The 16,218-nt window shown below is 41.7% G+C and carries 10 protein-coding genes; 9 read left to right on the top strand and 1 reads right to left on the bottom strand.

All coding sequences use genetic code 11. The features are described 5' to 3' along the window. The first annotated feature begins 2 nt into the window (after window positions 1-2). The 5 genes from HMPREF0501_RS04160 (at window position 3) to HMPREF0501_RS04180 (ending at window position 12,052) form a co-directional block, all read left to right on the top strand. Window positions 3-2,486 carry an ATP-dependent Clp protease ATP-binding subunit gene (locus tag HMPREF0501_RS04160; protein ID WP_006916602.1) on the top strand — a complete coding sequence of 828 codons (2,484 nt, stop codon included), beginning with the start codon at window positions 3-5 and terminating at the stop codon, window positions 2,484-2,486. A 142-nt stretch (window positions 2,487-2,628) separates the two neighbouring features. After that, on the top strand, window positions 2,629-3,219 hold the full coding sequence (locus HMPREF0501_RS04165; RefSeq protein ID WP_006916603.1) for a TetR/AcrR family transcriptional regulator: 591 nt from the start codon (window positions 2,629-2,631) through the stop codon (window positions 3,217-3,219). Window positions 3,220-3,494: 275 nt separating this feature from the next. Continuing rightward, the gene (locus HMPREF0501_RS04170; protein ID WP_006916604.1) at window positions 3,495-7,085 is read left to right on the top strand and encodes a DNA-directed RNA polymerase subunit beta; all 3,591 of its coding nucleotides are present in this window, start codon (window positions 3,495-3,497) and stop codon (window positions 7,083-7,085) included. Window positions 7,086-7,102: 17 nt separating this feature from the next. Beyond that, a complete protein-coding gene (rpoC, locus tag HMPREF0501_RS04175; protein ID WP_040455848.1) occupies window positions 7,103-10,768 on the top strand; it encodes a DNA-directed RNA polymerase subunit beta' in 3,666 nt (1,221 codons plus the stop codon). A 114-nt stretch (window positions 10,769-10,882) separates the two neighbouring features. Beyond that, entirely contained in the window at window positions 10,883-12,052 is a 1,170-nt protein-coding gene (locus HMPREF0501_RS04180) for a hypothetical protein (protein ID WP_006916606.1), read from the top strand. Window positions 12,053-12,072: 20 nt separating this feature from the next. On the opposite strand, the gene HMPREF0501_RS09355 is transcribed toward HMPREF0501_RS04180, so the two are convergent. Then, entirely contained in the window at window positions 12,073-12,744 is a 672-nt protein-coding gene (locus HMPREF0501_RS09355; RefSeq protein WP_006916607.1) for a prepilin peptidase, read from the bottom strand. Window positions 12,745-12,787: 43 nt separating this feature from the next. Between HMPREF0501_RS09355 and HMPREF0501_RS09250 the strand changes: the two genes are divergently transcribed. The 4 genes from HMPREF0501_RS09250 (at window position 12,788) to fusA (ending at window position 16,089) form a co-directional block, all read left to right on the top strand. Continuing rightward, window positions 12,788-12,913 (top strand): hypothetical protein, encoded by a 126-nt coding sequence (locus tag HMPREF0501_RS09250; protein WP_263598700.1) that lies wholly within the window; start codon window positions 12,788-12,790, stop codon window positions 12,911-12,913. Window positions 12,914-12,989: 76 nt separating this feature from the next. Continuing rightward, window positions 12,990-13,403 carry a 30S ribosomal protein S12 gene (gene rpsL / locus HMPREF0501_RS04190; protein ID WP_006916608.1) on the top strand — a complete coding sequence of 138 codons (414 nt, stop codon included), beginning with the start codon at window positions 12,990-12,992 and terminating at the stop codon, window positions 13,401-13,403. A 23-nt stretch (window positions 13,404-13,426) separates the two neighbouring features. After that, a complete protein-coding gene (gene rpsG / locus HMPREF0501_RS04195; protein ID WP_006916609.1) occupies window positions 13,427-13,897 on the top strand; it encodes a 30S ribosomal protein S7 in 471 nt (156 codons plus the stop codon). A gap of 104 nt (window positions 13,898-14,001) precedes the next feature. Next, on the top strand, window positions 14,002-16,089 hold the full coding sequence (gene fusA / locus HMPREF0501_RS04200; protein WP_006916610.1) for an elongation factor G: 2,088 nt from the start codon (window positions 14,002-14,004) through the stop codon (window positions 16,087-16,089). The last annotated feature ends 129 nt before the right edge of the window (window positions 16,090-16,218 follow it).

The raw sequence follows: 16,218 nt of genomic DNA on the forward strand, positions 1-16,218 counted from the left end.
TTATGGCAGATTATTTGTATACTCCTAATGCTCAATCCGCTTTGAATATTGCTCAAGAACAAGCACGTTACTTCCAACATCAGGCAGTTGGGACAGAGCATCTCTTACTAGCATTGAGTTTAGAAAAGAATGGCGTTGCTGCAAATTTATTACGGCAGCTAAATGTTACAACGGATGACCTTCGGGAAGAAATTGAACGTTTTACAGGCTATGGGACGATGACTAATATGACTGCCGATAGTTATTTACCATACTCTCCTAAAATGCGGGAGGTGCTTTCGGTAGCAGGTCAGCTGGCTCAACAATTAGGCACTAACCAGATTGGCACTGAGCATTTAATGCTAGCCTTGCTCGGTGACAGTAATATTCTGTCTTCGCGGATTTTAAATAGTTTGAACGTGGACGTTCCGCAAGCTCGTCGGACTCTTCTACGTCGGTTGGGTGTTAACAATGCTAAACAACGGTTTAATAATCGACCAAATGGTTCGCAAAGAAATGGTCACAAGACTCCAACCCTCGATAAACTGGCACGAGATTTGACTAAGATTGCCCGTGATGAAGATCCGGACCCAGTGGTAGGCCGTGATCGTGAAATTAAACGGGTCGTACAAATTTTGAGCCGACGGACTAAAAATAACCCAGTCTTAGTTGGTGAACCAGGTGTCGGTAAGACGGCGATTGTTGAGGGCTTGGCGCAGTTAATCGTTAAAGAAGAAGTTCCTGCTAATTTAATTGGTAGTCGATTAATGATGTTAGATATGGGGTCATTGGTTGCAGGGACTAAATATCGTGGTGAATTTGAAGATCGTTTAAAGAAAATCATTAATGAAATTTACCAGGACGGCAACGTGATCCTGTTTATTGATGAATTACATACACTAGTTGGCGCTGGTGGTGCTGAAGGTGCGATTGATGCTTCTAATATTTTAAAGCCGGCATTAGCTCGTGGTGAATTGCAGTTAATTGGTGCGACAACGTTAGATGAGTATCAAAAGCACATTGAATCTGATTCAGCACTTGAACGACGGTTTGCAACTGTGACGGTCGACGAACCGACGAAAGAAGCTTCAGTGGAGATCTTACGGGGAATTCGGCCAAAGTATGAAAAGTATCACCATCTAAAGATTACTGATCAAGCTTTAGAGGCGGCGGTCTCATTGTCGGATCGGTATATTACTAACCGTTTTCTTCCGGATAAGGCAATTGATTTAATGGATGAGGCGGCTGCAATGAAACGGATTGATGGTCAAGGACGAAATACCGCGCTTGCCAAGCAAATTCACCAGCTGGATGAGCTGCGTGATCAAAAAGAATTGGCAATTGAACAACAGGACTTTGATCAAGCGGCCAAATTGCGACAGCAAGAACTAAAGCTAAAGGATAAGGTTGATCGTGAGAAAGATCGCCGGCAAAAAATGGAAGCCCAGGATGAGTATTCCCTAGAAATTGATGATAATGACATTGCACAAGTGGTTTCAGAGTGGACTGGGGTGCCATTAACACAATTAAAGAAAAAAGAAAGTGATCGGCTGGTTCACTTAGAAAAAGGACTTCATCAACGAGTGATTGGCCAAGATGAAGCCGTAACAGCTTTAGCACGGGCGATTCGTCGAGCACGGAGCGGACTGAAGGATCCGCACCGACCAATAGGCTCATTTATGTTCCTAGGTCCAACTGGTGTTGGTAAGACGGAATTAGCTAAGGCATTGGCAGAAGAAATGTTTGGCTCGGAAGACAACATGATTCGCATCGACATGTCAGAATACCAAGAACGGTACAGTGCTAGTCGGTTGGTTGGAGCTGCCCCGGGATATGTGGGTTATGAAGAAGGTGGCCAATTAACGGAGAAAGTTCGTCAACATCCATATTCTGTCGTGCTGCTGGATGAAGTTGAAAAAGCAAATGTTGATATTTTTAATTTACTATTGCAAGTGTTAGATGATGGTTTCTTGACTGATTCGAAGGGTCGCAAAGTTGATTTTAGAAATACGATTTTGATTATGACTTCTAATTTAGGAGCGACCCAACTCCGCGATGAAAAGACAGTCGGCTTTGGTGCTAAGGATCTTCAAGATAACTACGCAGCGATGAAGGCAGCCATTCAAGAACAGCTAAAGTTACATTTCCGGCCTGAATTTTTGAACCGGATTGATGAAACGATCGTTTTCCATTCTCTGACAAAGAATGATCTCCATCAAATTGTCAAATTACTATTAAAGGATCTGACCCAGCGGGTGGCAGAGCAAAATGTCACATTGAAGTTTACTCCTGCTGCGATCAATCTGATTGCCCAAGATGGTTATAATCCAGAGTATGGTGCTCGACCATTGCGTCGTTCCATTCAAACTTTAGTGGAAGATCCGCTGAGCTTAGCATTGCTTTCTGGTGAAGTTGAGAATGCCGCAACGGTTACGGTGGGTGCCCGTCAAGGAAAGCTAACTTTTACTAGCCAAAAGGCCGGTAAAAAACATCCGTTGGCTGTCTAATGATGAAGAACAGTAGATTTGATTAGGAAATAAAGTTCGCGAAAATTCATTGAAAAAATGAGTAAATAATGTACAATTATTTTGGCAAACTAAAATAGTTGGTATTTGGTTAAACTGAATATGAGAAAGGCTCGTTTGAAATATGAGAAGATCTGAACAATTAGCAAAAACCAGGACAGCAATTATGAAGACGGCAACTAAGTTGTTCTTGAATAATGGCTTTGGGGGGACGTCCACCCGTGATATTGCTAAAGAAATCGGAATTACCCAGCCCGCTTTATATCATCACTTCAATGATAAAGAAGTCCTCTTCTTAGATGTAATGACTAGTCATGGAAGTCGGGTTCGTCAAGAAGTAAATAAGGTGATGCGGGAAAGCGAACTGAAAGGTGAAGAACGTTTATGGGAATTAGCCAAGACCCTGTTGCGTCTGCATCCAAAAGATATCTATGAACAGTGGCAAAGCGCGGGGGACTTGCTTAGCCAAAGTTCAAAGCGAAAATTGAACGTAATTTTCATGATTGATTACATTGAACCAGTTTCTGAATTCTTTAAGCAACCTGACATTAAGATGCGGCCGGATGTCTTACCGAAAGAAGCTGCGGAGTTGTTTATTTCTAGTCTAAGTCCAATGTTTAATTCATTCCAAAAGTTTGGTGGTCGTTCAATTACACAAGAACAACGTAACCGGATTATTTTAGATATCTTTATGAACGGATTGAATCAGCGTTAATAAATCACGTTCAAATAAAAGAGGTTAGTTAATGAGCTAATCTCTTTTTTTAGTGCCACAACAGTTGACTTAGTTAGAAAAAACGATTATACTTTGAAAGTATTTAACTGTAAGTTCAACGGTTGTAATGATCTATTGTCCATTGCAATCCTTATAAATGCCAAAGGTAGTTGCCAGCTGCTTTTGGATTTTTTTTGCCCAAAAGTTGCATTTTATCCAAAATGTAATCAAAATGTAACATTTCGCAAGTTGAACTTACCCAACAAATTAGAGAGGTGAATACTTTGGCCGGACATTTAGTAAAATACGGTAAACACCGTACCCGTCGTAGTTATTCTCGGATTAAGGAAGTTCTTGATCTACCGAACCTGATTGAAATCCAAACTAATTCATATAATTGGTTTATGGATAAAGGGATCCGGGAAATGTTTAATGACATTATGCCAATCGATGATTTCCAAGGAAAACTTTCTTTGGAATTCGTTGATTATCAACTTATGGAACCTAAGTATACAGTTGATGAAGCACGTGAACATGACGCTAATTATTCAGCACCACTCCACGTCACATTACGCTTAACAAGCCACGAAACTGGTGAAATCAAGTCACAAGATGTGTTCTTTGGCGATTTTCCACTAATGACTGATCAAGGGACCTTCATTATTAATGGTGCAGAACGGGTAATTGTTTCTCAATTAGTTCGTTCACCAGGGGTCTATTATAATGAAGAAACCGACAAGAATGGTTGGCCAAGTTATGGTGCTAACTTCATTCCTAACCGTGGTGCATGGTTGGAATACGAAACGGATGCTAAGGGAATTTCATATGTGCGGATTGACCGGACACGGAAATTGCCATTAACGGAGTTAGTCCGTGCGCTTGGCTTTGGTTCAGATGATGAAATCATCGAAATGCTTGGTGGTAATTCTGACTCACTGAGCGCAACTCTGGATAAGGATGTTCATAAGGATGCTGAAGACTCCCGTGTTGAAGAAGCATTGAAAGATATTTATGAACGGTTACGTCCAGGCGAACCAAAGACTGCGGATTCTGCACGGAGTCTTTTGACTGCGCGTTTCTTTGATCCAAAGCGCTATGATATGGCACCAGTTGGCCGTTACAAGACAAATAAGAAACTTAAGATGAAGTATCGTTTGTTGGGACAAACCTTGGCTGAAACCTTGGCTGACCCAGAAACTGGTGAAATTTTAGCTAATAAGGGCGATGTAGTTACTAAGGAAGTCCTTAAAAAGTTAGAACCGGCTCTTGAAAGCGATGACTTTAAGATGGTGACGTACACACCTTCCGATGAAGCTGTAGTAACTGCACCAGTTAAGCTCCAAAAGATTCTGGTTTATTCTAAGAAAGACCCAGAACGAGTTGTGCCAATCGTTTCCAACGGTCACATTCCATTGGAACTGAAGCACATTCAACCGGCTGATATTATTGCTTCAGTCAACTACTTCTTTAATCTTCAAGAAGGAATCGGTTCAACTGATGATATTGACCACTTGGGTAACCGGCGGATTCGTTCTGTTGGTGAATTGTTGCAAAACCAATTCCGCATTGGTTTAGCACGGATGGAACGGGTTGTTCGCGAACGGATGTCAATCCAAGATATCAATACGGTTACTCCACAACAATTAATTAACATTCGTCCAGTTGTGGCTTCCATCAAGGAATTCTTTGGTTCATCTCAACTTTCACAATTCATGGACCAAACTAACCCACTGGGAGAATTAACTCACAAGCGGCGTCTTTCTGCCCTTGGACCTGGTGGTTTAACTCGTGATCGGGCTGGATATGAAGTCCGGGACGTGCACTATACGCACTATGGCCGGATGTGTCCAATTGAAACTCCTGAAGGTCCAAACATTGGATTGATCAACAGTCTGTCATCCTATGCACGGGTAAATAAGTATGGCTTTATTGAAACGCCTTACCGGCGGGTTTCTTGGGAAACTCATAAAGTTACGGACAAGATTGACTACTTAACAGCGGATGAAGAAGATAACTACATCATTGCGCAAGCCAACACTAAGCTAAACGATGATGGATCATTTGCCGAAGATGAAATTATGTGTCGTGATAAAGATGACTATATTTCAACTACCGCTGAAAACGTTGATTACATGGACATTTCTCCTAAACAAGTAGTTTCTGTTGCTTCTGCATGTATTCCATTCTTGGAAAACGATGACTCTAACCGTGCGCTGATGGGGGCTAATATGCAGCGTCAAGCTGTTCCACTTATTAATCCTCATGCTCCTTTGATTGGGACGGGGATTGAATATAAGGCTGCCCATGACTCTGGGGTTGCTTTAATTGCTAAGTATTCCGGAACTGTTGAATATGTCGATGCACGTGAAATTCGTGTTCGTCGTGATGATGACACTCTTGATACTTACAAACTAATGAAATTCCGTCGTTCAAATGGTGGTAAGAACTATAACCAACGTCCAATCGTTAAAGTTGGTGAACATGTTGATGCTGATGATATTTTGGCTGACGGTCCATCAATGGAACAAGGTGAATTGGCATTAGGGCAAAACCCACTGATTGCATTCATGACTTGGCAAGGTTACAATTTCGAAGATGCCATCGCAATTTCTGAACGATTAGTGAAGGATGATGTTTATACATCAATTCATATTGAATCTTACGAATCAGAAGCTCGTGAAACTAAGTTAGGACCCGAAGAAATGACTCGTGAAATTCCAAATGTTGGTGCTGATGCATTAAAGAATTTGGATGAAAATGGTGTTGTTCGGGTTGGTGCCGAAGTACATGATGGTGATATCTTAGTTGGTAAGGTTACACCAAAAGGGGTTACTGAATTATCAGCAGAAGAACGTTTACTGCATGCGATCTTTGGTGAAAAGTCCCGTGAAGTTCGTGATACATCACTCCGGGTTCCTCATGGTGGTGGCGGAATTATCCAAGACGTTAAAGTCTTCACTCGTGAAAACGGGGATGAACTGTCACCTGGTGTAAACAAGATGGTTCGGGTTTACATTGCCCAAAAGCGTAAGATTCAGGTTGGGGACAAAATGTCTGGTCGGCATGGTAACAAAGGGACGGTTTCAATCGTTGTTCCTGAAGAAGATATGCCATACATGCCAGATGGAACGCCAATCGATATCATGTTAAGTCCAATGGGTGTGCCATCACGGATGAACATTGGTCAGGTTATCGAATTACACTTGGGAATGGCGGCCCGTGAATTAGGGATTCACATTGCTACTCCAGTTTTTGATGGGGCCACTGATCAAGATGTTTGGGATGCCGTTAAGGAAGCTGGTTTGCCATCAGATGGAAAGACGATTCTTTATGATGGGCGGACTGGTGAACCATTTGAACAACGTGTTGCCGTTGGTGTTATGCACTATCTGAAATTAGCTCACATGGTTGATGATAAGATTCACGCACGTTCAATTGGACCTTACTCATTAGTTACCCAACAACCACTTGGTGGTAAAGCCCAATTTGGGGGCCAGCGGTTCGGTGAAATGGAAGTTTGGGCCCTTGAAGCATATGGTGCAGCTTACACCTTGCAAGAAATCTTGACTTACAAGTCAGATGACGTTGTTGGTCGGGTTAATACCTATGATGCCATCATTAATGGTGACCAAATTCCAAAGCCAGGTGTTCCAGAATCATTCCGGGTATTGGTTAAGGAACTGCAATCACTTGGCTTGGACATGAAGGTACTCGACAATAACCATGAAGAAGTACAACTTAAAAACATGGACGAAGATGTGATTGATGTACGTAAGTCAGCGCAACACGCCCAACAAAAACAACAAGAAACGGCAAATGCTGATCAATCAACGTCAGCTGAACCAAATGAAGCTAAGCAAGACTAAAAAAGGAGGACAGCTCTTTGATTGACGTCAATAATTTTGAAAGTATGCAGATCGGATTGGCTTCACCTAACAAGATTCGTAGTTGGTCATATGGTGAAGTAAAGAAGCCAGAAACGATTAACTACCGGACTTTGAAGCCTGAAAAAGAAGGTCTGTTTGACGAACGAATCTTTGGTCCAACTAAAGATTATGAATGTGCTTGTGGTAAATACAAGCGAGTTCGTTTTAAAGGATTAGTATGTGACCGTTGTGGAGTTGAAGTTACAAGTTCTAAGGTTCGTCGTGAACGGATGGGACACATTGAGTTAGCTGCTCCGGTATCACATATTTGGTATTTCAAGGGGATTCCATCACGGATGGGTCTCGTTTTGGACATGAGTCCACGGGCTTTGGAAGAAGTAATTTACTTTGCCTCCTATGTTGTTCTTGATCCAGGTGACACTCCATTAGAAAAGAAACAACTTTTGACGGAAGCAGAGTATCGTGATAAGAAGGCCGAATATGGTGACCGTTTCACTGCAGAAATGGGTGCAGAAGCGGTTCAGAAGCTCTTGAAAGATGTTGATCTTCAAAAAGAAGCTGACGAATTAAAGGCTGAATTGAAGGACGCAACAGGTCAAAAACGGACACGAGCAGTTCGGCATCTAGATATTTTGGAAGCATTTATCAAGTCTGGTAACAAGCCTGAATGGATGGTAATGGATGTGATTCCAGTTATGCCACCTGATTTACGACCGATGGTTCAGCTAGAAGGGGGACGTTTTGCTACCTCTGATCTGAACGATTTATACCGGCGGGTTATTAACCGTAACAATCGTTTGAAGCGTTTATTAGAGTTAAATGCACCAGGCATCATTGTTCAAAATGAAAAGCGGATGCTCCAAGAAGCGGTCGATGCATTAATTGACAATGGTCGTCGCGGTCGTCCAGTTGCCGGGCCAGGTAATCGTCCACTGAAATCTCTTTCACACTTGCTAAAGGGTAAGCAAGGACGTTTCCGTCAAAACTTGCTTGGTAAGCGGGTTGACTACTCTGGACGTTCAGTTATCGATGTTGGTCCATCATTAAAGATGAATCAAATGGGATTACCAATTCCAATGGCGCTAGAACTATTTAAGCCATTTATCATGCACGAATTAACTAAGCGTAACTTAGTTAATAACGTCAAGGCAGCCAAGCGCATGATTGATAAGCGTGATGATAAGGTATTTGATGTTCTGGAAGATGTTATTAAGGAACACCCAGTTCTTTTGAACCGGGCACCTACGCTGCACCGTTTGGGTATCCAAGCCTTTGAACCAATTTTGGTTTCTGGTAAGTCCATGCGGTTACACCCATTAGTATGTACAGCCTACAATGCGGACTTTGATGGTGACCAAATGGCCATCCACGTTCCGCTTTCTGATGAAGCACAAGCCGAAGCTCGTTTGTTAATGTTGGCTGCTCACCATATTCTATCTCCTCGTGATGGGGAACCAATTGTGGCGCCTTCACAAGATATGGTTATCGGTAACTACTACATGACCACAGAAGATAAGGGTCGTGAAGGTGAAGGAATGATCTTCAAGGATGCTGATGAAGCAGAAATGGCCTACCGAAATGGTTATGTTGCATTACAAACTCGTGTTGGGGTACAAGTGGCTGCTTACCCTGAAAAGCCATTTACGGATGATCAACGCAACAAGATTATGGTAACAAGTGTTGGTAAGCTGCTTTTCAACAAGATCTTGCCAAAAGATTACACTTATATTAATGAACCAACTGATGATAACCTACAAAATGGGGTTCCTGATAAGTACTTTTTGGATAAGGGTGAAGACATTCATGATTACCTTGAAAATGCTCCACTTGTTCCACCATTTAAGAAGGGCTTCCTTTCAGATATCATTGCGGAAATCTACAAGATTTACAAAGTGACGGAAACATCTGAATTCCTAGATCGAATTAAGGACCTTGGTTATTATGAATCAACCATTTCCGGGTTAACGGTTGGGGTTGCCGATATTACCGACTTAAAGGAAAAGCCAGAAATTATTGAAAAGGCTCATAAACAGGTTGCCTTAATTACGAAGCAATTCCGTCGTGGTTTAATCACTGATAACGAACGTTATGAACGGGTTATTGGTGTTTGGAATGACGCTAAGGATGAAGTTCAAGAAAAACTGATTGAGCATATGGATATCCATAACCCAATTAACATGATGTCCGACTCCGGGGCGCGTGGTAACATTTCTAACTTTACTCAGCTTGCCGGGATGCGTGGACTGATGGCTTCACCATCTGGTAAGATCATGGAATTGCCAATTCTTTCTAATTTCCGTGAAGGATTGTCTGTGCTGGAAATGTTTATTTCCTCCCACGGTGCTCGTAAAGGGATGACTGATACGGCTCTGAAGACTGCCAACTCTGGTTACTTGACCCGGCGGTTAGTTGACGTTGCTCAAGACGTTATTGTACGGGAAGAAGATTGTGGAACTGATCGTGGATTGGACGTTTCTGCAATTACCAATGGTAATGAAATGATTGAACCATTGTACGACCGAATTTTAGGTCTTTACACCATGAAGTCGGTCTTTGATCCTTCAACTGGTGAACGGATTGTGGGCAAGAATGTGCTAATTGATGAAGCAATGGCCCAGAAGATTGTCGATGCCGGAGTTAAGACGGTTACGATTCGTTCTGCCTTCACTTGTAACACTGAACACGGGGTTTGTGAACGGTGTTATGGTCGAAATGCCGCAACTGGTGACAAGGTTGAAGCAGGGGAAGCAATTGGTACAGTTGCTGCCCAATCAATTGGTGAACCTGGTACTCAATTGACTCTTCGGAACTTCCACACTGGTGGGGTTGCCGGAAATGAAGATATTACTCAAGGGCTTCCTCGTGTGCAAGAAATTGTTGAAGCGCGGAATCCAAAAGGTAAAGCAACGATTTCCGAAGTTACTGGTGAAGTAGAATCTATTGAAGAAAACCCAGCAGAACAAACTAAGGACATTACTGTTAAGGGTGAAAACGATACGCGGACTTACACTCTGCCAATCACAGCTCGTTTACGGGTTGCCGAAGGTGACTTTATTCATCGTGGGGCTGCTCTTAACGAAGGTTCAATTGATCCAAAGGAATTGATCCGAGTTCGGGATGTTCTTTCCACGGAAACATACTTGTTGGCCCAAGTTCAAGGTGTTTACCGGATGCAAGGGATTGATCTGTTAGATAAGCACGTCGAAATTATGATTCGTCAAATGATGCGTAAGGTTCGGGTCATGGATCCTGGTGATACTGATGTGCTTCCAGGAGAATTAATGGATATTAGTCAATTCCGTGATGCTAACTACAAGACGTTAATTTCAGGGGGCATTCCAGCAACTGCCCGTCCAGTAATTCTTGGGATCACCAAAGCTGCCCTTGAAACGAACAGTTTCTTATCTGCGGCTTCATTCCAAGAAACGACACGGGTTCTTACCGATGCTGCTATTCGTGGCAAGGAAGATCCACTTGTTGGGCTGAAGGAAAATGTTATTATTGGTAAGATTATTCCAGCTGGTACTGGTATGAGTGCCTACCGGAACATCAAACCAAAGGAAGTTAGTGTTGGAGCAACTGCTGATAGCGCAGTGACTACAATGCCAAATGGCTCTATCCGTGAAATGGAAGAGCAAATGAAAGAAAATGACAATCAGTAATTTTCTTTAAATATCAATAAGACGTGAGTCAAGATGGCTCACGTCTTATTTTTTGCTTGTGTTTTCCTTAATAAAGGTGCTAATGTTATAAAGTTAATAGTGGGAGGAGATCAATTGGAAAAATATCAGATTGAAATTCCAAAATCAGCGGTGAAACAGCTAGAATTAGATGGAACAGAGTATTCAATGCGGCTAGAGCATAATTCGATTTTGGTCCGGCCGGCAAATGTTGTTGATTTAATTCCGCAGATTCATTTTTGGTGGTATGGGAGTTTAGCATTTTTGTCTGCCGCTTGTTTTTTATTTTATATGCTTAATCAGCATTATCATGTGGTGCCTTTGAGCGGTAATTATTCAATTGCCACGGCATCTATTTTGCTAAGTGCAATTTGTGGCACATTAGTATTTGCAATCACATTCATTATGCAGAAAATTAGGGGTACCGGTCCTGCTCGTTCCTTTTCTTGGCGAAGTTTACCCCCGCTAATTGTTGCATGTGCAATGATTATTGTGTTCATTATGCTGGCCGTATATTGGCTCTTTGGTGAACTTTTTAAGGGCCTAATGCTTGATATATATACATCGACAGTGTTGGTGTTTATTGCTGTAGCAGTAGTTAATTATTTAATGATTAACTTAGCAATGACGATTTCGCCGGGAATCATTACTAATTTGATGACCATTATGATTGTTGGTGGTGTTGGCTTTTCAATGTTGACAAACTCAACCAAAAATTGGTGGCGCCATAATTTTAGCTGTTTGGGAACTAACCAGAATAATACTCACTTTTCGTTTAATATCACGTTAGTTTTCTCAGGGCTGTTATTGATGATTTTGATTGACTATCTTTTCGTTAATTTGAACCACAAATATCATGGATGGAAAGTTAATACATTGCGGGGCTTATTATATGCGCTTGGTGGGTGTATTGGATGCATCGGTTTGTTTCCTAATAATCCACAGTTCCACGTATTTCATGATCGAATTGCGATGTGGCTTGTGTACTTATTATTAATTTTAATTGCTACCGTTCGTTGGATTTTACCAGAAGTAACCAAAGAATTCTTAAAAGTTTCTTATATGATTGGTGGGGTAATTGCCGTTGACTATATTGTCTTCGAAGCCTTTACTTATTTATCATTAACCGCTTTTGAATTGATTGCATTTATATTGGCGTTTGCCTGGGTTTTGTTATTACTTCAATACATTGAAAACTTGGTTAATAATAATGTCCAAATTTTTCCCGTTACCATTAAAGTGGTCGATGCTCAATCTGAAAAATAGTTTTGTTAATTTAACACGTCCTAAAGCAGGACGTGTTTTTTTATAATGAGGCTTAAAAATAGTCCTAGCCAAAGAAAGGGGAGAAGCGGAATCGGAGCATGGCGATAGAGTTTAGGATGAAGGATGGATAAGAGGCAAGCGAAAAGGACTGCCTGGGTAGAAATATACGGTCCACAACTTAAGGTAGTCATGATAATAAAATCAATGTCGCCATTACCAATTTGGGAGTAAAAATATCCAGTCATCCAAAATAGAGCGTAAAGGAGGACTGTCATATGACTTGGATTAATAACATTTAAGTAGTGAAGTAGCCAGATGTTAAGTATCAAGTAACCATTAAATTCGTGGGTAAACCAATCCTGAGTACACGTAATAATCATGCATGAGTCAACAATTAAGAAGATGATTAAATCTTGTGTGGAAAAGATTGGAAACTCAGCCCAGGAAAATGCTCCAACCACCTCACATATAAACCAATAGCAATTAATCCGTTTCCCGCAGTAGTGACACTTGCCTAGTTGAAGTAGATAGCCGATAAGTGGGATCAAGTAATACCAGCTAATTTTGTTTCGACAGTGATCACAAACGGAATAGAGCCCTAAGGAATGATTTGGGTCGAAAATAGTACGCCAGGTCCAAGTCGCCAAAAATGATGACCAGCAGGCACCAAATAATAGTAAAATGATAATCATGATGTCACCTCATTTTTTAATTACGAAAAAGGACCACTAACTCATGAAAAATCCTCGCGAATATCATTTGACAATGGCCGCACCGCATGTTAAATTAGTCAAGGTGCTTTTGTTAGCAGCGATTGTGTCTGTCGTTGGGCAGACGAACGTCCGCGATAGCACAAATTAAATAACCATCCATTTTTTTATAACCAAAAAAGAACCACCTGGATGTGTGGACTTAAATCAAAGAAAGGGGATTAATTATGCCTACAATTAATCAACTGGTTCGTAAGGGCCGGAAGAGCCACAAGGACAAGTCAAAATCACCTGCCTTGGGCTTTGTTTACAACAGTTTCAAGAAGGAAGAAGTTAAGACACCATCACCACAAAAGCGTGGGGTTGCAACTCGTGTTGGTACGATGACACCAAAGAAGCCTAACTCAGCTTTGCGGAAGTATGCCCGTGTTCGTCTTTCAAACTTGATTGAAGTAACGGCTTATATTCCTGGGATCGGTCACAACCTTCAAGAACACTCAGTTGTTTTAATTCGTGGTGGTCGTGTTAAGGACTTGCCAGGGGTTCGTTACCACATTATTCGTGGGACACTTGATACTGCCGGTGTTGAAGGTCGTCGTCAAAGCCGTTCTAAGTACGGTGCTAAGAAGCCTAAGGACTAATCTGCAAAGGGAGGAAATAGGAAATGCCTCGTAAAGGACATATTGCAAAACCAGAAGTATTACCAGATCCAATTTACAACTCAAAGCTGGTAACTAGTATGATTAACCACTTGATGTTAGATGGTAAGCGTGGTACTGCTTCTAAGATCTTATATCAAGCATTTAACGAAATTAAAGACCAAACTGGTAATGATCCAGTTGAAGTATTTGAACAAGCAATTGAAAATGTTCAACCAGCACTTGAAGTTAAGGCACGGCGGATTGGTGGTTCTAACTACCAAGTTCCAATTGAAGTTCGTCCAGATCGTCAACGGACACTGGCTCTTCGTTGGTTAACTCAATTCGCACGTCTTCGTGGTGAACACACCATGGTTCAACGGTTAGCTGCTGAAATTATTGATGCTTCTAACAACACTGGTGCTTCCATCAAGAAGAAGGAAGATACACTGCGGATGGCCGAAGCAAACCGGGCATTTGCACATTACCGCTGGTAATAAATTGAAACTGGTCGTCGACCAAGTTTCGCTGAGGGCGACGCAATATACTTATAACGTCACCCTTTTTTTAAAGAAAGATTTGAAGGGAGATACACAAAAAGATGGCTAACAAACGTGAATATCCACTTGCCAAGACCCGTAACATTGGTATTATGGCCCACATCGATGCCGGTAAGACCACTGCTACTGAACGGATCCTTTACTACACCGGTAAGATTCACAAGATTGGTGAAACTCATGATGGTGCTTCACAAATGGACTGGATGGATGAAGAAAAGGAACGTGGTATTACTATCACTTCTGCAGCTACTACGGCGGTTTGGAAGGATCATCGGATTAACATCATTGATACCCCAGGACACGTTGACTTTACTGTCGAAGTTGAACGGGCATTGCGGGTTCTTGATGGTGCCGTAACGGTCTTGGATGCTCAAGCAGGGGTTGAACCACAAACAGAAACTGTTTGGCGTCAAGCGGATGACTTCGATGTTCCACGGATTGTTTTTGCAAACAAGATGGACAAGATGGGTGCTAACTTTGATTATTCTGTTCAAACTATTAAAGATCGTTTGAACGTTACCCCATTACCAATTCAATTGCCAATTGGTGCCGAAGATGACTTTGCAGGTGTGGTTGACCTTGTTAAGATGGTTGCTTACGTTTATGACGAAGACAAATTAGGTACTAACTGGGATACTGTTGACATTCCTGATGACCTTAAGGATGAAGCTGAAAAGCGTCATGATGAAATGCTTGAAACTCTAGCTGACGTTGATGACAACATTATGGAAAAGTACCTTGATGGTGCGGATATTTCTGTTGATGAAATTAAAGCTGCTATCCGTAAGGCAACCCTTTCACAAGAGTTATTCCCTGTTTTAGCTGGTTCAGCTTACAAGGATAAGGGTATCCAAATGATGCTTGATGCAGTTATCGATTACTTGCCATCACCATTGGATGTTAAGCCATTTGTTGCTCATGATGCAGATGGTAACGAAGTTGAATTAACTGCTGGGGATGACAAGCCATTTGCTGCTTTAGCATTTAAGATTGCCACCGATCCATTTGTTGGTCGTTTGACATTCTTACGGGTTTACACTGGTTCACTCCAATCAGGTTCATATGTTTTGAACGCAACTAAGGATAAGCGTGAACGGATTGGTCGTTTGCTTCAAATGCACTCGAACCAACAACACGAAATTCCTGAAGTGTTCTCTGGTGATATTGCAGCGGCAATTGGTTTGAAGAACACCACAACTGGTGACTCATTAACTGATCCAGATCATCCATTACAACTTGAATCAATGGACTTCCCAGAACCTGTTATTCAGGTATCTGTTGAACCTAAGTCCAAGGCTGACCAAGACAAGATGGATAAGGGACTACAAAAACTTGCCGAAGAAGACCCAACGTTCAAGACAGAAACTAACCCTGAAACTGGTGAAACTTTGATTGCCGGGATGGGTGAATTACACTTGGACATCATTGTTGAGCGTCTTCGTCGTGAATTCCATGCTGAAGTAACGGTTGGTAAGCCACAAGTTTCCTACCGTGAAGCATTCACTAAGCAAGCTAGCGCTCAAGGTAAGTTCGTTCGTCAATCTGGTGGTAAAGGTCAATACGGTGATGTATGGATCGAATTTACACCACTTGAAGAAGGTAAAGGCTTTGAATTTGAAGATGCCATTGTTGGTGGGGTTGTTCCTCGTGAATACATTCCAGCTGTTGAACAAGGTTTGAAGGAAGCAATGGAAAACGGAGTTCTTGCCGGTTACCCATTAGTTGACATGCATGCTAAGCTCTATGATGGTAGTTACCACGAAGTCGACTCTTCTGAAGCTGCATTTAAGGTTGCTGCCTCACTTGCTCTGAAGAATGCTGCTAAGAAGGCTGATCCAGTGATCCTTGAACCGATCATGAAGGTTGACATTGTTACCCCAGAAGATAATTTAGGTGATGTTATGGGTCACGTTACTGCTCGTCGTGGTTCTATTGATGGGATGGAAGAACGTGGGAATGCCCAACTTGTTCATGCCTTTGTTCCATTATCAGAAATGTTTGGTTATGCCACTACGCTTCGTTCAGCAACTCAAGGTCGTGGTACATTCACAATGACCTTTGATCACTACTCAGCTGTTCCAAAGTCTGTTCAAGAAGATATTATCTCCAAGAATGGTGGCAACAACTAATAGTTTAATTTAAAAAGTTCGTACAAATTTGTACGGGCTTTTTTTATATCCAAAATTTTGTAACAGTTTTTTAACATAAAAATTGAAATTAATTATGCAAAACCCTTGCGGCGTCAATGATTCTCTAGT

It is taken from the genome of Limosilactobacillus coleohominis 101-4-CHN (assembly GCF_000161935.1).
Lineage (GTDB): Bacteria > Bacillota > Bacilli > Lactobacillales > Lactobacillaceae > Limosilactobacillus > Limosilactobacillus coleohominis_A.

Bases quoted from the DNA above. Each gene is read 5' to 3' on its own strand.
- rpsG (WP_006916609.1), top strand. From the start codon at position 13,427: ATGCCTCGTAAAGGACATATTGCAAAACCAGAAGTATTACCAGATCCA.
- HMPREF0501_RS04165 (WP_006916603.1), top strand. From the start codon at position 2,629: ATGAGAAGATCTGAACAATTAGCAAAAACCAGGACAGCAATTATGAAG.
- HMPREF0501_RS04160 (WP_006916602.1), top strand. From the start codon at position 3: ATGGCAGATTATTTGTATACTCCTAATGCTCAATCCGCTTTGAATATT.
- HMPREF0501_RS09355 (WP_006916607.1), bottom strand. From the start codon at position 12,744: ATGATTATCATTTTACTATTATTTGGTGCCTGCTGGTCATCATTTTTG.
- fusA (WP_006916610.1), top strand. From the start codon at position 14,002: ATGGCTAACAAACGTGAATATCCACTTGCCAAGACCCGTAACATTGGT.
- rpsL (WP_006916608.1), top strand. From the start codon at position 12,990: ATGCCTACAATTAATCAACTGGTTCGTAAGGGCCGGAAGAGCCACAAG.
- HMPREF0501_RS09250 (WP_263598700.1), top strand. From the start codon at position 12,788: ATGAAAAATCCTCGCGAATATCATTTGACAATGGCCGCACCGCATGTT.